Source organism: Mycobacterium sp. FW102-FHT13B02, from assembly GCF_058790275.1.
In genome coordinates this window covers 44,086-63,181 of record NZ_JBYTCM010000007.1, presented here as the reverse complement: position 1 = coordinate 63,181, position 19,096 = coordinate 44,086, and the positions used below count along the sequence as shown (strand labels likewise).

Below are 19,096 nucleotides of genomic sequence, written 5' to 3'. Positions count from 1 at the left end.
GATGGCCGTCCTGACCTGTCTGCTGCTGCTGGGGTGGGCCTGGCTGGTTCCTGCCGGCCATCAGCGGCCGTGGTGGCTGCAGCTGCAGTGGTGGCACGCGGTGATCGGCGTGGTGCTGGTGGTCCTGTTTGTGGGGTCCTGGCATGGGCTGCACCTGAGTACCACTGTGGCGCGGTGGATTCCGATGGCATGGCGTAACCGTGTGCTGCGCCGCTCGGGCACGAGCGCGGCCGCCGGCGGCGGACCGCAGGAACTCGAGGCGGCACAACCGGATCCGGAAGGTGCGCGACTGCGCGCCCAGATCGTGATCCATCTGCGGCCTCAGCCGCACGCGGTGTGCACCGCCGCGTCCCGCGAGGATGAGATTCCCTGGGACTTCATCACAGCGTGGCTGAATCGGTATGGGGTACGGGCTGATTCGGTAACGGTGTGTTCAGTGACCTGCACGCCGGCGGCGAGCGGGTTGCGCGGTGAGGCGGCCGCGGCACTGGAGGGCCAGGACCAGCAGCGCGATACGTGGGTGACCTACGCGCTCAGTGCGGCAAGCAATGTCGATGCGCTCAAGGCCCGGGGGACCGTGCTGGGCGCGGTGGCCACTGCCGATGACCAGCCGGAGGACGCCCGGGTTCAGGGGCCGACGGCGCTGGCAGACACGGTGACCCGGCGCCTGGTGGCCGAGCTGCGCGAGCGCGGTTGGGTGGCCACGGTGTGCGATCAGGCGGCGGTTCCTCGTTTTGTGGAGCCCGGGGCGGGATTGAGGCGCGAGTGCTGGACTGGGGCGGAGTACTCCGACGGTTTCCGGGCGGTTTATGCCGTCGATCCGCAGCGGCTCAAAGCCGTTGTGAGCGCATTGCCGTCGCTGCGGGCACATACCACTTGGCTTAGTGCGACGATCCGCTCAGTGGGCCGTCAGCCCACGACAATCGAGGCCTGTGTAGGGACGCTGACCACGAATCGGCCGCCCCTGCGGCCGATGGACGGGCTGGTTCCCGTCCACGGGGCGCACCGGCAGGCCGTTGAGGCGCTGCAGGTGGCCGGGCTGTCGGGCCTGGATTGCGATCGTGCGCTGGTGGCGCAGCTGGCCGCGGTGGATTTGGCCGACCTGGGCTGGCACAGCGCCGCGAGCGGTGTCCCGATCGGCCGTAACCGCGAGCGTCAGTGGGTGTACCTGGGGTTGTCCTCGCACGAGTCGGTGCGCATCACGATTACAGGGACGCCGCAGTTTCACCAGCTGATGATGGCCCGGCTGGCGTTGTCTGGGTTGCCGATCGCGATGTACACCAGCACGCATAACTTGTGGGTTCCGCTGATCGATCATGCTGGCCCGCAACAGATTCAGCTTGCCCCGCCGGTTGACGCTTTGCCGGCGGGCGCAATCGTGGTCAGCGACGAAGATAGTGAGGCTCCAGTGACTTCTGGGCCGGGCGCGATCGCGGTGTCGCTGCGGCGGCCGCAGGCTGGGGCGGCACCGCTGACGACGGTTGTCATTACCCAGAATCCGCAACGGCTGGAGCTGTTCACCATCCGGACCACGAACGATCCACGGGGGCAAATGCTGCACAGTCAGCTGTAGCGCGCGAATAGCAATGTGGGCGGTCACCTTTCGGTGGCCGCCCACATTCTTTGTGTCAGGACTGCGGGATCAGACCCACTTGCCGCCCTGGACCTGGTCGGTCCCGTGCATTGCGTTCGTGTTGTCCTGATGCGTGGTGGTCATCTGCTGGTAAGCCTGGACCAGCTCGTCCATCGCAGAGTTCCACTGCATCTGCCACTGCTGGTACGTCGTCCCGGTGTCACCTTGCCACTGGGCGGCCAGCATGCCCTGCGTGCTGGAGATTTCCGATCCGACGCCGCGCAGCGCGCCGACGTATCCCTGCATCTCCCCGGCGTGGGCGAGCATTGCGGGGTAGTTGTACATGACGTTGCTCATGATGCTTCTTCCTTTTCGGTTGGTTTGTGTTTGGGGTGCTGCCGGCGCTTAGACCGAGTGCGGCACCAGGCCGGCGGCGGCGGCGGTGGCGCTGGCGTTGGCGGCGTCCTTGGCCGTGTACTGGGCCGCGCCTTCACCGAGGTTGGCGCTGGCGATGTCAAGCAGCGCGTTGATCTTGGTGGAGGCTTCGACGAACCGAGCGTGGCCGACCTGGAACGCGGCCGCGGATTCGCCCTGGTGGAACGCCTGGGAAGCGACCGCGGACTGCTCGGCCGACTGGATGGTGGAACGCATGAGGTTGGCCTGATCCTGGAAGCTGTTCTGGCCGGTCGACAGGGCGGCGGTTGCGACGTCGAGGAAAGACATGATCGGTGATCCTTTCGTGGATGTGAAACTTCTTGTCTGCGTGGTGTTTTCAGTGTGACGTAGGGCGTTTGTGGGTTAAATGGTCATGGGGAGCTCCCCCTGACCTCAGCTTCTTCGAGCTCGTCGACGTCTTCGTCGTCGGAGTAGGTGTTGCGCCGGACTGCGCCGCGGCGGTTGCGGGCTGCAGCGTTGCCCATCATTCCCGCGCCGCCGGCGCCCGAGCTAGAGCTGGCACCACCTGCCCCGCCCATGGATGAGGGCACTGGAGCCAGGTTGCGGGCGGCCGCTGCTTCAGCGGACTCGGATTCGGCGACGGCAGCGCCCCAGCTGGAAGGCATCAGCGCACGTGTCGGGCCGGAGCCGTACGCACCGCCAGCCAGGCTGGTCATCCCTGCGGGGTTCATTCGGGCCAGCGCAGAGGTGCCGGCGAAACCGACGGGCATGTTGGTCACGTTGTCGGGCAGGCCGCCCGCGCCGGGAAATCCCGTCTGCTGGATCAGCTGCCCAAGTGTCGACGGCGCCTGCGATAGCAGCTCAGGGGCCTGCTGAAGCAGTTGCTGCGGGCCGGCACTCTGCAAGGCCGATGCGGCGGCCTGGCCGGCCTGCGGGGCGGCCGATGTCATCTCCTGTACGACGTTGGAGGCCATGTTCTGGGTCTGGCTGCCGGCCTGGTCCTGCTGCTGCGCCTGGTTGGGCTGTAGGCCGGAGGCGATGTCATCGGCCGACGTAGGACTGGAAGCGGCCTTGCCGACCAGCAGCTTGTTGCCCATCATGTCGGAGGCATTCATCGCGACACCGCCGGCCGCGGCCGGGCCGATCGCCGCGGCGGCACCGGCATCGATCGCGGCATCGCTGGCTTCTGCCGGGCCAGGCATCACCATGATCGGCGACAGTGGGGTCAACGGGATGGAGTCCGGGACCGCGGTAGTGACACCGTCCCATCCGGTCATCACGTCGGCGGCCTGCACCCACATGCGGTGGTAGTCGCCCTCGTTGAAACCGATCGGAATGGTGTTGACCCCAAGGAAATTCGTGGAGACCAGCACACCATGAACAGCGTGGTTTGCGACCAGTTCCGCCATGGTGGGCATGGCGGCCACGGCGGTGTCGTAACCGGCGACGGCGGCGGCGTGGGCTGCGGCGGCCAGTTGGGTCTTGACCAGTCCGGCCTCCAGCCACACCAAATAGGGGCTGTGAGCCTCGATGAACTTGGCTGACGATTCCCCTTGGTAGTTGGCCTGGACGTTCTGCAGGACTCCTTCCACTTCGCCGATTGACGCCAGGAAGTGCGCGGAAAGTGCTTCCCATGAGGCCCCGGACAGTGTGATGCCCGCGGTGGTGCCGCCGGTGGTCAGCATCAGTGAATGGACCTCGGGGGGCGCCGCCATCCAGATCGGTGGGGTCGGAACAGCAAGCACGCGCGGCTACCTGGTGTCAGACCCCGGCTGCGGCGCTGTTCGCGGCCGCGCCGAGATTGTCGACGATCGTGTAGTTGATCGCCGATTCGGCGACCTCCAGCCCGGACGCGCCCAGGGCCAGGTTGCCGAGTTGGGCGGAGGTTTCGTGGGCGACGCCGTGCCCGATCAAGGAGAGCGCCAGGTTGATCGACGGCAGGTCCGATCCCGGGGGCAGGACTTCTGCCATTGCCACGGCGTGCGTGGCGTGGGCGGCGACCATGCGGCCGACAATCCCGTTGATCTGTGCCGATGCTCCGAGAAGCGCTTCGGGAATTACGTTCAATTCGGTCATGAGAATCTCTCCCCTGTGGTGGTGTGCCCTATTTGATTGTCCCCGCCCAGCTGGTCTTCACCTGACAGTTCTTTTGTGAACCGCTTCCGGACCGGGCCCGGAAGCCGGTGGCGGATGGTGATGACTCCTCCGTCTGTCATTGCAGCACGGCTTTATGACATCCCGACACCGCTGCCGTGGCCATTTAACGTGCTGGTAACAATTGATCGTCGCACGCGGCCAGCTGTACGTACCCGACATCGGCGGCATTGGGGGCAAGGACCCATCCGCGGCCGGGATCGAGCTGCTCGAATTTGCGCGCGTTGACTTTTTCCTCGGTTGGACCGCTCAGCAGGATCTGGTAAGACGGCGTCTTCGAGATGCGGCTGACCAGCGACCCCGGGTCCATGTCGATGTTGAAGATGCCGGCAGCAGGATGGTTGACGATCACCCGCAGTCCCTTGTTGGCCGCCTGACCCAGGTGGCCCAGCATCGTCGGCGTGAACATCGGCAGTCCCTGGCCCGGCACATGCTTGGGGACCAGATCGAGATTGTTGATGAACAGCCAGACGGTCGGGCCGTCGAATTGCCAGCTGCCGACCTGGCCCCAGTCCGTATCGGCTGGGGGCACCCGCCGCTGCAACTGCTGGTCCAGCTGGGCCAGCCTGAGGGCCAGCTCATCGGCGTTGGTGATGTACAGGTCGGTGTCGCGGTCCATGGCTGCGGTTTCGTCCTGCATGTCTTTTTTCAGATCGACCAGCATCACCATCGTTTTATCCAGGTCGGTGCGGTTGCGCAGCACACCGCGCAGGATGTGGCGCATCGTCATGGTTTTGCCGGTCCGCGGGCCGCCGAACAGGCCCAGCAACGGTGTCTGCGCGAAATCGACAATCAGGGGAGTGATGTCGCTGCCCCGCAGGCCCAGGGCGTGCTGCTCGGCGCCCAGCGATGTGCCGTTGACCATGCCGGCCAGCTCGGTACTGGTCAGTAACGGGGGAAGAAGGCGGGGTCGGGGCGTCGAGGGCAGGTTGTGCTCGTGCACCCGGCTGGTGATCTTTGCGACGGTGTGCCGAATCTGTTCATCCAGGTCGTCCGTGCTGGCCTTGCCGTCGGTGCGGCCGACGGCAAACCGGATGGTCTCGCCCGTGCTGGCCAAGCCGCGGCCGCGGTACTGCTCGCCTACGGGAATCTTGTCGTTGGGCCGCAGCATGTCGAGCTTCTTGTTGTCCTCTTCGCGCGGGCGCACTTCGGAGGACATGCTGGCGTTGGCCAGCTTGAGCTCCCATTTGCAGGTGAGTGCGCCGAGCATGTCGGGGCTGAAGCAGGTGATGCGATCGGCGCTGGTGACCGCCACGTGCAGGCCACGGGTATCGGTGGCCAGCGCTTCGACTTGCTTGATCTGGGGGTTCTTGATCACCATGTCGGAGGTCGCATCCTTCATGAAGGTTTCCCAGCCGTCGATGATCAGGAAGATGTCGATCGGGTAGCCGTCGTTGAGCTCGCGGTCATGCGGGTCGGCGTACCGGCGGCGCCGGTATTCGTTCATCGTCAGATCGAGCTTGCTGAACAGCCTGCGACGCCGGTCGGCTACAGCGGCCAGGTCGGACAGGATGCGCGTGTTCAGCTCACGGCGGTCGCGACCGCCGATCTGGCCGACGTGCGGGAGGTCCTTGACCAGGCCCAGCTCGTCACCACCGTAGGCCAAGGCGTAGAAGCCGACCTGTTGCGGGGCGTAGCGAGATGCTGCCGAGAGGACGAAGGTGCTCATGACCAGCGACAGGTCCTCCCGCTTGGCGCCGATCACTGAAACATTCCCCTGGTCAAGGCTGTAGTTGAGCAGGTCGTGACGCAGCTGCCGGGGGCGATCGATGAGCCCCAGCGGCCACCACGGCAGCCGGCCCGGGCCAGCCTGCTGGGCTTTGTCGAGCACAGCATCGAGAGGAATCGGATCGTCCAGCGGCGGGGCCCACAATTGAGGTCGCTCAGCGGGCAGGCCTTGCTTGATCCGGAGCTGGCGGTCATAGGCGGCCAGCTGCGGCCCTACGGTGAGTTCCAGCGACCGGGGTGGGCCGACGATGACCGATTCGGCCTCAATCGTCGTGGTGACCACCGTGCCAGGGTCGGCCTTGACCGGGCCGGCAAGGAAGGACCGCACCCGCGGTTTGGCGGCGGTCACGGTACGGATGGTTTTGGTGGGTGCTTCGACCTTCTCGGGCAGCAGGGGCCCGCGGAATTTGATCGGTTCGGCGCCCGGGGCGCGGACGAAAAACCCCGTTCCTTTGAAGTTCGGGCCGTCGGGCAGGTGGAAGGCCTCCTCGGTGCCGATGATGCGGCGCGAGATCGATTGGCCGGCGACTTTCAGACCGATCTTGTACTGAGTGTTTTCCGGGATCTTCCCGATCTGTCCTTCGTCGAGGGTCTGGCTGGCGAACAGGAAGAAAATCCCGTAGCTGCGGCCTTTTCGGGTGAGGATGTCGAACACTTCGGCCATGTGCTTGTGTTCTTTGATCATCAGGGAGAACTCGTCGACGATGATGAACATCGTCGGCATCGGGGGCAGGTGTGCGCCGGCCGGGGTTTGGCGGGCGGCGTTGTACTGCGACAACTTCTCGAACGCTTTGCCCTGGATGCGCTGGCCTTCGGTTTTGAAGATGCGGCCGCGGGCATCGAGCATGCCCAGCAAGGTCTCGCCGAAGCGATCCACCAGGCTCTTTTTTTCCTCCATGTTCGACACCACGCCGACGGTGTGGGGAAAATCAGCGAAGGCGTCGAAGCCCGCTTCATCTTTGAAGTCGCCCAGGAACAGTTGGACGACGTCTGCGGAGTGTCTGGCCACCAAACCGAAGACGAGCGCTCGCAGCAGAGTCGTCTTACCCGATCCGGTCATGCCGATCATCAGCCCGTGCGGCCCGTTACCGCCGTCAGCCTCGTCTTTGAGGTCGATGATCAAGGCTGACCCATCGGGTTTGAACCCCAATGGTGCGCGCAGCTGTTCTTCCCATGGCCGGTCGGCCCACATGGCAGGGACGTCGACTTTGAGTGGGTTGTCTATCCCCAGTAGCGACTGATAGTTCTGTGCCGCTTCGACTTCGGCGCTTAGGGCGCCGCCGCCTTCAGCGTCCCATTTGGCCATCAGGCGGGCCGTATGGCGGGCGGTGGCGATGTCCATCATGTCGGGGTCATCGCAGAATGCCTTGTCAGCCCAGCGGTAGCGGGACCACTGCCGGATGTGCGGGGCGCCGGCGGTGTCGACGCAGTCGATGGACAGCACCAGTTGGCGTTGGCCGGGGTTGTGGTCGCGGTGGGGGCCGCCGGTTCCGCGGTAGGCGATGACGGTCACTCCGGCGTGGTGGGACAGGCGGGTCAGCTCGTCCTCGGGCACCGATGGGTCGTCGACGACGACGACGACGTTCACTCCGGGCTCGGTGTCGGTGTCTGGCTGGGCCACTGTGGGATCGAATGAGGGCCGGCCCTTGGTCAGTGGGGCGATCGCCGTCATGAGCTCGGCATAGTTGGTGGCCAGGTATCGGGCTTGACCGGCGCCGTCGATTTCCTCGCTTTCGGTGTGGGCGTACCACTTCACCCAGCCCCACTGGTCTTCCAGGCGGGTGGAGGTGACGGCGAGGCGGACCATGGTGGGTGCATGCCAGCATGTCAGCTGGGCGACCCAGGCGCGCAGCGCTGATGAGGTGAGGTCGCGGTCGCCGTAGATCGAGATCAGCGAGTGCCCGCGTAGGTCAATGACCTTGGGGCAGTGTGGGATTGATTGCTGGACGGTGCGCAGATGGTGCAGTGCGGTGCGGGCGACCGGTTCTTGGTCCAGTTCGGAGTCATGGGTCTTGACCTGGATCGCGTTCTTGAGTTTGACGGCGCTTCGGCCGATCCGAATCTTCAGGTAGTCGTCTTCGCGGGCGTTGCCACGTTCCCACATCCGTCGCTCACCGACATGGGCGGGCAGGTCTTCGGGGTCGGGGTGTGACCACTCGGCGAGGGCGCGCTGGCTGGCCCCGGCTTGGCGGTACTTGGCGCCGGCTTGGGACAGGTAGCGCAGATAGTCGGCGCGTTCGGCGTCGACTTCTTTCTTCGACATCTCCTGGTTGCCGCCTCCGGTGGCCTGCGACATGACCATCGAGGCCGCCATCAGACCCATGAAGATCAAGCTGGTGACGTTCATGGTGCGGGCACCGGTGACGACGAGCCAGCCGACCACCAAGAGAAGCACGCCGCCAACGATCCACGGCATTGCTTTGCGCAGGTCGTGGGTTTCGATGACGCGGGGCAACTCTGGTGGCGGGGCCAGGGAGTCTTTGACTTCGATCAGCGCAGGGCCTGGCAGTCGGCGGCGCTCTAGCTTGAATCGTTGGCGCATCGGTGTGGTCTTTCGTTAGTGCGCCACGAGCGCATCGGATTTGGACAACGTGGGGCCGGCGGTGAACAGGCTGAGCACCGCCCAGGGGATAGGGAGGGGCTCGGCGCCCATCCCTAATGTCTCGGCAGTCTTGGATGCCTGGTGCTCGGCATCTTCCATGCCGTAGCGCACGCCGAGGTCCGACAGCCAGAACAGTGCCTCTTTGGTGGTGGACTGGGGTTGTTGCCCGGTGACTTCTAGGTAGTAGCCCTGGCCGCGGGGGATGACCACGCGGGTGGCGTTCATCGGTCCGGGGTCGATCAGAGGCACTGCGGCGGCACCGGTGGGGATGGGCAGGCTCTGGCCGCTGAGCAGCCCCAGTGTTGAGGTGGGTGAGCCGGCGAGTTTGTTCCACTGGCCGCAGGTCACCGGGGCATCGACTGGGCTGAGAATTTTCAGTGGCGCGTCGGGGTAGTTGCTGGTGGCAATGGCGTGTACCGCCGGTGTTTTGGCGATTTGATCGGGTGTCAGCGAGGGCGGGTCGATCAGGCCGTAGGCGGCGTTGGCGCGCAGGATCGCGGCGATCACTGGTGAGATCGGTTGCAGCCCTTCGGCGGTGACTGCGTAGTAGCGGCGCTGGTTGTTCTCGTGGTCGGTGATCACCGAGCCGATCGCGGGGGCGGCGCCGGGGGCGGGCCAGACGAATCGGGGCGGGTCGCCGGCGTTGGCGATGAACGGCACGACCAGGGGCGGCGACTCGGGGATCAAGTTGAGCAGCTGGCGGGCGATGGGGCGGGGTGCGGGGGCGTCGACGGTGATACCGACCGAGGCGGCCACGGCGGGGTTGTTGAGGTCGATCTGGCTGCGCTTGTTGCCCCAGATCAGCCAGGTGGTGGCGCCGGCGTCACTGGTGGCCAGGATCGCCGAGTTCTCTGGAAGGCTGGAGGCGTGTCCGGGTCCGGGTGCGGGGTCACCGGCGATCACGGTGGTGCCTTCATCGGCGCCAGTGACGGCGTCGCACACGATCCAGCGTGAATTTTTGTCTGGGCTTTGCACCATGCGCTCTGGGGCGCCGAAGATTCCCATCTTGTTGCCCAGTGGGTATTTGTCGATCTCGGTGGGCTTGACGATGGTGGGCTCATCGGGACGGCCGGCGATGAGGCGGGCGCTGGCCAGGTTGGGGACGGGGTGGGCTTGATCGTTGACGATTACGTACAGGGCGTTGGTGTCGTGGTCGGCCAGGATCACGTGATTGCCTGCCGCGCCGGCACCTTTGAACATGGTCATCAGGAAGGTGCCGATGCAGACAATGACGGCCAGCGCCACTCCGACCATGGCTGCGCGGGCCTGGCGGCGCAGGGGGTCTGAGAGCATCTCGGTGTTGCGCAGCGCCACCCCGTTGGCGATGCGGCGGATCAGGAATCGCCAGCCAGACAGCTGGTGTCGGGTGACGAATCCCCAAGGCCGGTTCTTCGGTGTGGTGGGGCCGGATGAGGTCCGGGATTTGAAGCCGCGGCGTTCGGGGGGGCCGGAGGGAAAAGTCATTGTTGTCCTCCTTGCGCGGCGCCGGTAACGGTGGGTTGGCTAGCTAGGAGTTGCCGCAGCACCACCTGCACGGCGGTGGCGGCATCGTCGGCGGTGATGGTGGTGAGCAGCTCGTCCTGTTGCTCCTCGGACAGGCTGTCGAGTGCGTCGGTCGCGCCTGAGGTGTCCAGGCGGTAGTCGCGGACTTCCTGGGCATGTTTGAGCACGGTCTCGGCCGCTAGGCGCCCGTTGCCGGCGACGTCAAGGGCCGCCCGCACTTCGCCTTTGGTGTCGATGAGCGTGCGGTGGGACAGTTCGGTATAGAGCTCTCTCAGCGGCGCCGGGTCGGCCCATCGGCAGTTGTCGTTCGTGGCGGCGCGGATGCTGATCTCGACGAGCTCGTCGACGGTGTAGGACGGCATGTCGATGCGCCGGTCGATACGGGAGCGAAGGCCGTCGTTGCTGTCGAGGAACTCGTCCATTTTCGTCTTGTAGCCGGCGAAGATCATCATGATCTTGTCTTTGTGGTCGACCATGATTGTGAGAAATTCGGCGATGACGAGCGGCCCGAAGTCGTTCTTGGAGCCCGAGTCAGTCAGCGCGTAGGCCTCATCGACGAGCATCACACCGCCGCCGGCCTTTAGCAGTTCCTTGACGTGTTGCTTCACCTTGTCTTCACTGCCGCCGATGTGTTTGTCGACAAGGTCGCCGCGGGTGAGGACCTTGACCGTGTCGCCAGGCAGAACTTCGGCGGCACACAGCAGCAGGGCGATAATTTTGGCGAGTTTGGTCTTGCCAGTGCCGGTCTCGCCGGTGATCAGCATGTGCAGGGATTTGGGTGAGCCTGCCAGCCCACGGGCGGCCCGGAGTCTCTCGACCTTGAGGTTGCTCACAATCCGCGCGACTGCAGCCTTCGCCTCGGCCTGTCCGACCATGTCGGCCAGCATCTTCTCTGCTTCGGCCTTCATCGCGGCGCGTTCGCCCGCGCCGCGGGCGCGGCGATACTCGCGCTCGCCGGGTTCGGTGGCGGGGTCCCAGGGGTCGGTGCGGGCGTCGATCAGTGCCGGGGTGGTCGGCAGGATTCCGTACCCGGAGTCGCTGATGGCGCTGGCAATCTGCTCGCGCAGAGCATGATCTATGTGTGGTACCCCGTAGGCCTCGTTGAGCAGCGCGTGTGCCTGCGTGTCGTCGCCCAGGGCCCGGGCGCATAGTCCGGCGGTGAGCAGTGCCTCGGCGGTGGCTGTGGGGATGGGTCCGCGGCCGTTGAGGGTCAGGGTCTCCAGTGCCTGGTCCCACATTCCTAGTTGGGCGGTGGCCACGCCGCAGGCCACGGACATGGACTGGTGCAGGAACTCGTCGTCGATGGTGTGGGCGAGCAGCGGTTGCAGGGTGCGATTGAGGTCGTGCCAGCGCCCTGAGCTTTGGTAGATGACCGCCAGCGCCCAGCTGGCCTGTGCCGGCCACTGAGCTGTGAGTGTCTGGTCGATGACGCTGCGGGCTTGCTCATATTTCTGGTCGGCAGTCAGGGTCGCGCTGTAGGCCAGTTTCACCCCTGCTGGGCCGGGCACGCTGACCGTCGCGTAGAGGCCGGTGTAGAACACGAAGTTGACCACGTTGGGGGAGACATCGGTGGCGCGCACGAGATCGCCACATGTGTCGATGTGAGCGAAGGCGTTCTGCACTACCGCTGGGGGGATGGTCCAGTTGGTGTCTCTGGTGGACAGAGCGGCGGCCAGGCCGCGCCAGCCGTCGCACTGTTCGGGGTAGCGGGTGGTGAGTTCTTCGAATGTGGTGCGGGCGCGCGGCAGATTTGGCCTCTGCTGGCGGCCGTAAACCTCGGCGCCGAGCGCGACGCAGCCGGCGGTGAACAGTTCGGTGACTGCGGGGTCGATCATTGCGCGGGGCCTCCGAGGGCGGCTGCGGTGGCGGCGTCGGCGTGCTGCTGCACTTGTGCGAATCCTTCTTGGCACATGGCGGTGAGGACGTCGCTGAGTTGGCCTTTGAACCGGTCGAAGAGGTCATCGGGGGTGTCTGCGGCGATGATCATGCCGGTGCCGTCGAATGTCAGCGAGCCTTCGCCGTCGTCGGGGAACGGGATGGTGACGGTGTGGGTGGCGAATGATTTCAGGAGTGTGTTGACGCGGTCGAGGAAATCGTTGCCGTTGGCCAGTGCTGCGATGGTCGCGGGGTGCAGTGGGATGTCCATGGGTGATGTGCCTTCAGGAGTTGACCGTTGTAGGACTGGTGCAGACGCCCGTGCTGTTCATGGTTTCAATCTGGCACATGTTTCGGACATCCCGCGCTCACATGCTGGGTTGATCGGCGGCACCGGGGAGTTGGCGCGGCCGGGTGGCCAGTTCGGTGCTGGCTGAGCGCAAATCTGGCGGTTGGTGGTGATGTGCTCGTCGAGCTGCGAGGTGTATTAAGCGCCATCGCTGGAGGCGGCTGGCGTCTGCCGTTTGGCCATCCGGTTCATTACAGCGTTCTTGGAGGCGCTGTCCACTACGGGCGCCGGGCGGGCAGTGGTGTCGCCGACGACGCCGGGGGTTCCGATGTCTTCAACTTCGGTGCGGCTGTCCTCGGGGTATGGGCTCTTGATGGTCTTCGACTTGCCGTTGTCCATCTTGCGCCCCATGGGCATCATGCCGCCGCCCATCGATGCGCCGCCGGCACCGCTCCGAGCACCACCAGCAGCGCCGGTCGTGGCAGCGGGCTTGGCTGATGCCGGGGTTGTTGGAGGGGAGGCGGAGGCCGCGGCGGGCCGCGTCCCTGCACCGATGCCGCCGCCTTTGATGCCGCCGCCTCCGCCGGCACCTTTTCCTGCGCCCAGGTGCGGAGAGTTCAGTGCGGCGGGCTTGATGGGCGATGTCGGTAGGTGGTGCTGACCCGGGCCGCCCTTGCCGAACTGGCCGAGGCCCTGGCTGAGGGCCTGGCCGAGTTGGCCGACCGATGACAGCGGATTCGCCTTACCGAGGGATTGCATCATGGGGCCGAGGGCTCCCATGAGCGGTTTGAGCATGTCCTGGGACTTGGAGTTGACGTCGTCGGCGGAATGCTTCTTCTTGTTCTTCGTCGGGTCGTCCGGTTGCGGCTGGCCGGGCCCGTTGGGGTTCAGCGCGGGGTCGGTCAGTGCACCCGGTGGTGTGCTGACCAGTTGCCCGGTGCCCTGGTATCCGGTGGCCGACGCTGACGCCTGCTGCTGCTTGGTGGTCAGTGCGGTATCGAAAGCGTCGACGAGCCCTTGGGCCATTCCGCCGGTGGCGGCGTTTTCGGCGACGGCGTCCGAGTAACCCTGTTTGAGCACGGTCCATTCCACCGATGGCCCCACGCCTTGGGAGACCATCTGGTGCGATAGGCCGGCTGCGGTAAAGCCGGCGGACAAGGCGGCGGCATGCGTGGCCACGCCCTGGGTCCAGGCCATGGCGTTGCTGATGCGGGCCATCAGCGGTGGGTGCAGTGCTGATTGGCCCGAGGCGATCAGATGGGTCTGCGCCAGGAGCAGGTTCTCGGTGGCGGCGTTGGCCTGAGTGGCCACCGCTTCGGCGCGGGATGCGGCACTGGTGACCGGGCCTACGCCGGCGCCGGACTCGAGTAGGCGAGCGAGCTGTTCGCCCTCGTGGCCGCTGATGTCGGGGATGTCTTTGAGGGCGGGTGGCGCGGCCGGCGGGGGTGGTGCTGCACCGCTGGTGCCGGCCACAGGGCCCGCGGGCGCGGCACTGACGGGTGCGCCGTACGCGGCGGCATTCTGGGTGTCGGTGGCCCGGTATGCCTGGGCGTTGCCGCTGACCGTGTCGGCAGCGGAGAGGGCCTGCCCGCTTCCCGCCTTGAGATGTTCGGCCAGCCAGCCCTTGCGGGCATTGAGGTTGCCGACCATGGCCTTGGAGACAGCGTCATCGCCGCAGGCGGCAGCGTCGGGCCCCAGGTCGGCATTGAGCAGTGCAGCGGTGCAGCGGAACGCTTCGGCGACCCGGTGCAGGCCGTCGGGGTCCAGGTTGAGTCCGGTCATCGCAGTCTGGGGCTACACCGTCGGGTATTGGATGCCGGCGTAGTTGGCCGCACCTTCGGCGTCTCGGCTTGAGTAGGCCGCAGCGTGCTCGGTGAACCGTTCGGCGTGCTTGCCGAAGTCCGCGGCCTTGGCAGTGGCGGCTTGGTCGGCGGCGACCATACCGCGCAGGATGCCGACGGCGACCGGGTAGCCCATCGGGCCGTGAGTGGCGACGACACGCTGCACTTCGTCGGCAACACGAGGGGACATGGCGGCGACCCGGTTGGCCAGTTCTGTGTAGCTGTCGGCCGTCTTGAGCAGGTCGGCGGGGTTGACGTTGAGCTGGCCGGGGCTGTTGTTGGTGCCGTGCTGCGGGTCGTGCGGGTCGGCTGGCGCATTCTTGTCGTCGGTGTCGGCTGGCTTGGGTGTGTGGTTGGGTTGGTAGGAGGCCGGGACGGTGCTGCCCGGGGGCAGCGGCCGGTTGTCGGGGTACCACACGTGAGGGTCGTTGGGGGATTGAATGTAGTTGGGGCCGTGGGCAAGTGGGGCTGGTCCCAGTGTTTGGTTGGGCGGGGTGATGATCACACCGTCATCGCCGTGCAGCTTTTCCAGCGTCGACTCCGGCAGATGCGAGCCGTCTACCTGGCGCTCGCTGATGTACGGAGGGTAAGGCGGCAACGTCGACGGGGGCGAGTAGGGCTCAGCGGGCGGCAGCAGCGGCTCGGGTGTCGTCATAGTGATGTCCTCCCAATGGATTTCGATATCGACGAGGCGTCAGCGGGGTCAGGGGACCAGGGGGCCCGGTGGGGTGTTGAAGGCGATGCGGTGTTTGCCGTCCGGTCCGATCTCTTCGGTGACGATATTTCCGCCGCGCGGGTAGGTCCAGGATGTTGTGCCTGGTCCACAGATGGACCGATTCGCGTCAGCGCTTGGCAGCCAGCACGCCGTGGGATTTCCCTCTGACGGGCCCAGGGGGTGTATCTCGGTCTCTTCGGTTTTCAGGTCCTTGATGACGTAGCGGCCGGCTTTGTCGAAGTAGGACACCTGTTTGGTGTCGGGCGGGCAGATGCGCTTGACATCGCCATCTTCGGTGCCGATGTAGCAGATGAACGGGTTCGCCTGGCCGGGCGGGGGCGGACTGGGATCTTTGTACGCGTCTGGGGTGTTCGGGAAGCCGATGGAGTTCATACGTGCCGCGCCAGCGCGGTCGGCGGCGGTGTAAGCGGCGGCGTGCTCGGTGAACCGTTCGGCGTGCTTGCCGAAGTCCGCGGCCTTGGCAGTGGCGGCTTGGTCGGCGGCGACCATACCGCGCAGGATGCCGACGGCGACCGGGTAGCCCATCGGGCCGTGAGTGGCGACGACACGCTGCACTTCGTCGGCGACACGAGGTCCGATCATGCTGGCGCGGGCCGCGAGATCCTTGTACTGGTCGGCCATGCGTTCCAGGGTGCCCGCCTGGACGTTGAGTTGTGTCATCGCTGAGCCCTCAGTCCTTGCTTAATAGTGGATCGTAGCGCTGCAGGAACGCTGCTTGGCCGCACGTGACGAGTAGTTCGGATAGTCCAGCGCCGCCGAGTGGGCGCAGACGAGATTCGTCTGCGTAGACATCGGCCGCCTCACCGTTGGTGTACACCGAGTAGGACAGTGCGTCGGGGTCGGTGGCGGCGGTAGTGATCACGTTGTCGTCGTCGTCGACGAATTGGCCGACAATGATCTCGTGCATCGGGTTAACCTCCGGTTTATCCGATCAGCGCCGCGAGCGCCGAATCCATTTTGGCTGTGGGTATTTCGGTGATGCACTGGTTGCGCAGGTCGCGGACTGCGGCATCGTCGCGGCCGTCGAGGGCCGCCGCCAAGGCCACTTGCCACAGGTCCTGGCGGTCCGTGTCGTACCAGAGTCCTTTGCGGGCGATCTGCAGTGCGGCCGCGTGGTTTTCGTTTTGGTGGTAGTGGCTGGCCAGGGTGACCGCTGTTTCGGCGACGCGGTTGCGGATGCGCTCGCGCAGTTCGGTGGCCCAAGCCCACTCCTTGTCTCCGACGCCGCCCAGCGGTGCTCCGGTGACCAGGTTCATCGCTGCCGCCAGGTGGGACACCGGGGTTGTGGGGATGATGGGTTCGACGAGCCGGTCGAATTCCATCCAGTCGGAGCGCACCTCGGGCAGCAGCAGGAATTTTGTGTCGGAGGTTCCGCGGGGGCGTTGAGGCAGAGCGGGGGGCCCGCCTGGGTGCGTGTCGCCGAGCGAGCGGCGAAGGAGTGACATCGCCGAAGTGAGGGATTGCACCGATGTTCCGCCGTTGTAGACGGCACCGACGATTTCCTCGACGCTCGCTCCGGAGGATCGGCGCCACTGCAGGAAGGCCACCAGCTCGCAGTGGCGTTTTGCCCGGTCCTTGGCGGGAGGTCCGGGATGTGGGGGGGTCAGCGTGATTTGCCCCAGCAGGGTGTTCCAGATTCTGGCGACTTCTACCGTTTGGGTCGCCGGCAGGGGCGGTTCAGTGGCCTGCGTGCCCGGTGACGCCGCGACCAGCTGCGGGCCGGCGGGGGCGGAAGCTGTTGTCGGCGGGGTGGTTTGGATCGGATCGTCTTCGTCATGGTCGTCGATGGGCTCTGCTGTGGCGATCGCGGCGGGTGGTGCGTCGGGGTCGGCGGCGGCCGGGTCGGCCCACACGGGGCTATGCGGTTCGTCCACGTCCCAGGCTGTGGAGTTCGGGTCGAAGTAGTCGTCGTAGCCGAAGTCGTCGGGCGCGTGGGTGGTCTCGGTGGGCTCGACGAGTGCCGGGGAGGGGTCCGCCGGCGCGGGAGCTGGCGCTGGGTCGGTGGCCTCGGGGCCGGCAGGAGCTGCGCCTGTCGCCGGTTCGGTTAGCCAGCCTGGCCACTGCTTCATGGCGGCACTGGTGGGGATGATCAGAGTGACATCGGTGGGGTTGGCAGGGCGGTCCTCGTTGAGGATCTGGCCGGTGTGGTCTTTGTCGCACGTGATCACCCATTTGGTGGTCACCGCCGCGTCGGCTCCGAGATCGATCAGGATGCCGCTGCTTGAGCCTTCCACGATCTGGGTGCGCTCGGCATAGCTCAGGTGTGGTCCGAGGATCAACACGTCGGTGCCCGGGACGTGTCCGGCGGCGACGCGGTGGATGCGGCGGGTCAGGGGCCCGTCCCACACATCGGAAGAAGCCCCGATGGTGGTGCTGGGGTGGGTTGCCAGCATCTCCACTATCCAGCGGCTCACCAGGGCTCGGGCGGTGTCGATGTCCCCCGAAACGCGGATTCGTGAGAATGCGGCCAGGTTCAGGACTAACAGGTCGCCGGGGCCGGTAATGCCGAACCCCACCGCGTATACGGGGTGGTCCGGATCGGGTGGCAGGTCGGGATTGACTGTGGTGCAGTCGATTTCGGAGGCATTGTCTCCCGCTGGACGCCAGGGGTGCGGCAGCGGGGTTTTGAGGGATTCGACGAATGTCACCTTGAGCGTGTCGCGGCGCACGGTGATCACGCCGGGTTGGCTGGGTCGCGGGCTCAGGGCGTACAGCGACTCCAGGCGGCGCACGGCTTGCTCGGCGCCGCCTTGCCCGTACCACCACGATGTGATGGCGCTGCTGCTCAAGGCAGTTGACATTCGTTTTCCCTGGTTTCAGTCGTCAGGAGCCGGACGGGTCGGGTGGTGCGGATGCGCCGTCGCCGCCGAAGTCGGAGGTCTCCAGACCGCTGGAGGTGGTGTTGGATGCGGCGTTGGTGCGGCCGCCCGAGGAACCGGATGAGGATGCCGCTGCTGCCCCGGTAGTCGCCCCGCCACCGCCACCGCTGGAACCGTTCTGGCCGTGGTTGGAGCCGTCGGAGGTGGAGGAGCCGTCGGTTCCGGTTCCTGTTCCGGTCGAAGGCGTTGAGGCGAAGGGGTCCGGACTGGTTCCGGGGGTGTAGCTGGCTGTGGTGACCGGCGTCGTGCCGGGTGTCGGTGCAAAGGGGTCAGCTGCCGGCGCGCCACCGGCCCCGCCTGCGCCCGCGGGGCTGTACGCGCCGGTCATGGCGTAGGGGTCCGCCCCACCCATACCGCCGCCGAACGGGCTGCCCATGCCGCCACCCATACCGCTGCCGAACGGACTCATCATGTCGCCCATCCCGCCCATGCCGCCGCCACCGCCGCCGAGCAGTGACGACAGGATGTCCATCAGCCCGGAACCGCCCGAGCCGGAGCCGCCGCTGTCGCTGCCGCTGCCGCTGTCCTTGCTGGACCCGTTGTCCTTGCTGTTGCTGTTGTCGCTGCTGCCGTTGCTGTTGCCCTGGGCTGCTTGTTGGCCGGCTGCTTGGTTGGTCGTGGCCGCGGTTTGGACCGTGTCGGTGGACTGGCCTTGGTATTTGGCGATGATCGCGGCGATCGCCGCTTGGCCGGCCGGGGATTGAGGGTCGGGAACTTGGGCGATCTCGGCGGCTTCGGCCTGGCTGTTGGCCGCGACGTTGTTGGCTCCGGTGACGTTGGTTTGGGCGCTGGTGTTGGTGGCATCGCCGGCGGCATCTGATGCGCCGGCCATGCCGTCCAGGGGTTTGTTGTCGAATCCGGTGGCCTGAATGTAGGGGCCCATGACGGCATCGGAGAAGTTCGCGCTGATGACCCCGGCGCGAACGTCGCGTTCCTGTTGGCCGAGGCCTCGGCTGTACTGGGACAGTTCGCGGAATCCGCTGCCGTCGGCGGGGCTCTTGCCGAATAGGTCGTAGTAGCTCTGGTGCTGGGCTTGTGAGTCGAGCTCGAGCTGCTCAATGGGTGAGGTCATGCGGTCCCTCCATCGGTGCTGGCTCCGGCGAGAGCCGGGGTGGGCGTTCCGTTGCTTTGCGTGCTTTTCGGTGTCGGTGAGCTGGGTGTGATGGGCGCGGCCGCAGCGGGGTGGGCGGCGAGTTGGGGAAGTCGCTGCGTCTTCTTGTAGCCGAGCTGGTCGAGCTGATCGGCGGAAATCGCTTGGCCTTTGATGGCCGCGGTGCGTGCTTCCTCATAGAGGTCGCGGGCTGCGGATGCCGCCGCGAGCAGGGTGGCGTATTCCTCGAATGCGGCGCCGACGTTGCCGACGAGTGTGGTTTGTGTCTTCATCAGATCGGCGTATGCGGCTTCGGCGGCGGCGCGGCCGGTCTTCTTCTTGGGTGCCATGGGGAGTTCTCCTGTTTGGTGCTGCGGGGTCGGCGGTGTCGCGGACATATCGACTCTGCCTCACTGACGAGGAAGTGAGC

The 19,096-nt window shown here is 66.1% G+C and carries 16 protein-coding genes; 1 reads left to right on the top strand and 15 read right to left on the bottom strand.

Annotation, left to right across the window (positions count from 1 at the left end; genetic code table 11):
• Window position 1 precedes the first annotated feature (1 nt).
• Complete coding sequence (locus AC3WTE_RS14165) at window positions 2-1,573, top strand: hypothetical protein (RefSeq protein ID WP_492438396.1); 1,572 nt, start codon at window positions 2-4, stop codon at window positions 1,571-1,573.
• Window positions 1,574-1,642: 69 nt separating this feature from the next.
• Here the strand turns inward: AC3WTE_RS14165 and AC3WTE_RS14160 are convergent, their stop codons facing one another.
• From AC3WTE_RS14160 to AC3WTE_RS14090, 15 genes are all read right to left on the bottom strand, one after another.
• Window positions 1,643-1,930 (bottom strand): WXG100 family type VII secretion target, encoded by a 288-nt coding sequence (locus AC3WTE_RS14160; protein WP_492438394.1) that lies wholly within the window; start codon window positions 1,928-1,930, stop codon window positions 1,643-1,645.
• A gap of 48 nt (window positions 1,931-1,978) precedes the next feature.
• Window positions 1,979-2,296 (bottom strand): type VII secretion protein EsxS, encoded by a 318-nt coding sequence (locus tag AC3WTE_RS14155; protein ID WP_492438392.1) that lies wholly within the window; start codon window positions 2,294-2,296, stop codon window positions 1,979-1,981.
• An 83-nt stretch (window positions 2,297-2,379) separates the two neighbouring features.
• The gene (locus tag AC3WTE_RS14150; RefSeq protein ID WP_492438390.1) at window positions 2,380-3,714 is read right to left on the bottom strand and encodes a PPE family protein; all 1,335 of its coding nucleotides are present in this window, start codon (window positions 3,712-3,714) and stop codon (window positions 2,380-2,382) included.
• Between the two features lie 16 nt (window positions 3,715-3,730).
• Window positions 3,731-4,045 carry a PE domain-containing protein gene (locus AC3WTE_RS14145; RefSeq protein ID WP_492438388.1) on the bottom strand — a complete coding sequence of 105 codons (315 nt, stop codon included), beginning with the start codon at window positions 4,043-4,045 and terminating at the stop codon, window positions 3,731-3,733.
• A 184-nt stretch (window positions 4,046-4,229) separates the two neighbouring features.
• The gene (eccCa, locus tag AC3WTE_RS14140) at window positions 4,230-8,393 is read right to left on the bottom strand and encodes a type VII secretion protein EccCa (protein WP_492438386.1); all 4,164 of its coding nucleotides are present in this window, start codon (window positions 8,391-8,393) and stop codon (window positions 4,230-4,232) included.
• Between the two features lie 15 nt (window positions 8,394-8,408).
• Window positions 8,409-9,917 carry a type VII secretion protein EccB gene (eccB, locus tag AC3WTE_RS14135; RefSeq protein ID WP_492438384.1) on the bottom strand — a complete coding sequence of 503 codons (1,509 nt, stop codon included), beginning with the start codon at window positions 9,915-9,917 and terminating at the stop codon, window positions 8,409-8,411.
• Window positions 9,914-11,791 carry an AAA family ATPase gene (locus AC3WTE_RS14130; RefSeq protein ID WP_492438383.1) on the bottom strand — a complete coding sequence of 626 codons (1,878 nt, stop codon included), beginning with the start codon at window positions 11,789-11,791 and terminating at the stop codon, window positions 9,914-9,916. The genes eccB and AC3WTE_RS14130 overlap by 4 nt, the downstream gene beginning before the upstream one ends.
• Window positions 11,788-12,102 carry a hypothetical protein gene (locus AC3WTE_RS14125; protein ID WP_492438381.1) on the bottom strand — a complete coding sequence of 105 codons (315 nt, stop codon included), beginning with the start codon at window positions 12,100-12,102 and terminating at the stop codon, window positions 11,788-11,790. Before AC3WTE_RS14125 ends, AC3WTE_RS14130 begins: the two co-directional genes overlap by 4 nt.
• A gap of 216 nt (window positions 12,103-12,318) precedes the next feature.
• Window positions 12,319-13,902, bottom strand: a complete 1,584-nt coding sequence (locus AC3WTE_RS14120) for a Fis family transcriptional regulator (RefSeq protein ID WP_492438379.1) — start codon at window positions 13,900-13,902, stop codon at window positions 12,319-12,321.
• Window positions 13,903-13,914: 12 nt separating this feature from the next.
• Window positions 13,915-14,616: a type VII secretion target gene (locus AC3WTE_RS14115; protein WP_492438377.1), complete on the bottom strand. Its 702-nt coding sequence runs from the start codon at window positions 14,614-14,616 to the stop codon at window positions 13,915-13,917.
• A 48-nt stretch (window positions 14,617-14,664) separates the two neighbouring features.
• The gene (locus AC3WTE_RS14110) at window positions 14,665-15,357 is read right to left on the bottom strand and encodes a type VII secretion target (RefSeq protein ID WP_492438375.1); all 693 of its coding nucleotides are present in this window, start codon (window positions 15,355-15,357) and stop codon (window positions 14,665-14,667) included.
• Window positions 15,358-15,367: 10 nt separating this feature from the next.
• Window positions 15,368-15,604, bottom strand: a complete 237-nt coding sequence (locus tag AC3WTE_RS14105) for a hypothetical protein (RefSeq protein ID WP_492438373.1) — start codon at window positions 15,602-15,604, stop codon at window positions 15,368-15,370.
• Window positions 15,605-15,620: 16 nt separating this feature from the next.
• On the bottom strand, window positions 15,621-17,498 hold the full coding sequence (locus tag AC3WTE_RS14100) for an AfsR/SARP family transcriptional regulator (RefSeq protein WP_492438372.1): 1,878 nt from the start codon (window positions 17,496-17,498) through the stop codon (window positions 15,621-15,623).
• A gap of 22 nt (window positions 17,499-17,520) precedes the next feature.
• Entirely contained in the window at window positions 17,521-18,648 is a 1,128-nt protein-coding gene (locus AC3WTE_RS14095) for a hypothetical protein (RefSeq protein WP_492438370.1), read from the bottom strand.
• Entirely contained in the window at window positions 18,645-19,016 is a 372-nt protein-coding gene (locus AC3WTE_RS14090; RefSeq protein WP_492438369.1) for a hypothetical protein, read from the bottom strand. The genes AC3WTE_RS14095 and AC3WTE_RS14090 overlap by 4 nt, the downstream gene beginning before the upstream one ends.
• Window positions 19,017-19,096: the final 80 nt, after the last annotated feature.

Bases quoted from the DNA above. Each gene is read 5' to 3' on its own strand.
- AC3WTE_RS14165 (WP_492438396.1), top strand. From the start codon at position 2: ATGGCCGTCCTGACCTGTCTGCTGCTGCTGGGGTGGGCCTGGCTGGTT.
- AC3WTE_RS14160 (WP_492438394.1), bottom strand. From the start codon at position 1,930: ATGAGCAACGTCATGTACAACTACCCCGCAATGCTCGCCCACGCCGGG.
- AC3WTE_RS14155 (WP_492438392.1), bottom strand. From the start codon at position 2,296: ATGTCTTTCCTCGACGTCGCAACCGCCGCCCTGTCGACCGGCCAGAAC.
- AC3WTE_RS14145 (WP_492438388.1), bottom strand. From the start codon at position 4,045: ATGACCGAATTGAACGTAATTCCCGAAGCGCTTCTCGGAGCATCGGCA.
- eccCa (WP_492438386.1), bottom strand. From the start codon at position 8,393: ATGCGCCAACGATTCAAGCTAGAGCGCCGCCGACTGCCAGGCCCTGCG.
- eccB (WP_492438384.1), bottom strand. From the start codon at position 9,917: ATGACTTTTCCCTCCGGCCCCCCCGAACGCCGCGGCTTCAAATCCCGG.
- AC3WTE_RS14130 (WP_492438383.1), bottom strand. From the start codon at position 11,791: ATGATCGACCCCGCAGTCACCGAACTGTTCACCGCCGGCTGCGTCGCG.
- AC3WTE_RS14125 (WP_492438381.1), bottom strand. From the start codon at position 12,102: ATGGACATCCCACTGCACCCCGCGACCATCGCAGCACTGGCCAACGGC.
- AC3WTE_RS14120 (WP_492438379.1), bottom strand. From the start codon at position 13,902: ATGACCGGACTCAACCTGGACCCCGACGGCCTGCACCGGGTCGCCGAA.
- AC3WTE_RS14115 (WP_492438377.1), bottom strand. From the start codon at position 14,616: ATGACGACACCCGAGCCGCTGCTGCCGCCCGCTGAGCCCTACTCGCCC.
- AC3WTE_RS14110 (WP_492438375.1), bottom strand. From the start codon at position 15,357: ATGACACAACTCAACGTCCAGGCGGGCACCCTGGAACGCATGGCCGAC.
- AC3WTE_RS14105 (WP_492438373.1), bottom strand. From the start codon at position 15,604: ATGCACGAGATCATTGTCGGCCAATTCGTCGACGACGACGACAACGTG.
- AC3WTE_RS14100 (WP_492438372.1), bottom strand. From the start codon at position 17,498: ATGTCAACTGCCTTGAGCAGCAGCGCCATCACATCGTGGTGGTACGGG.
- AC3WTE_RS14095 (WP_492438370.1), bottom strand. From the start codon at position 18,648: ATGACCTCACCCATTGAGCAGCTCGAGCTCGACTCACAAGCCCAGCAC.
- AC3WTE_RS14090 (WP_492438369.1), bottom strand. From the start codon at position 19,016: ATGGCACCCAAGAAGAAGACCGGCCGCGCCGCCGCCGAAGCCGCATAC.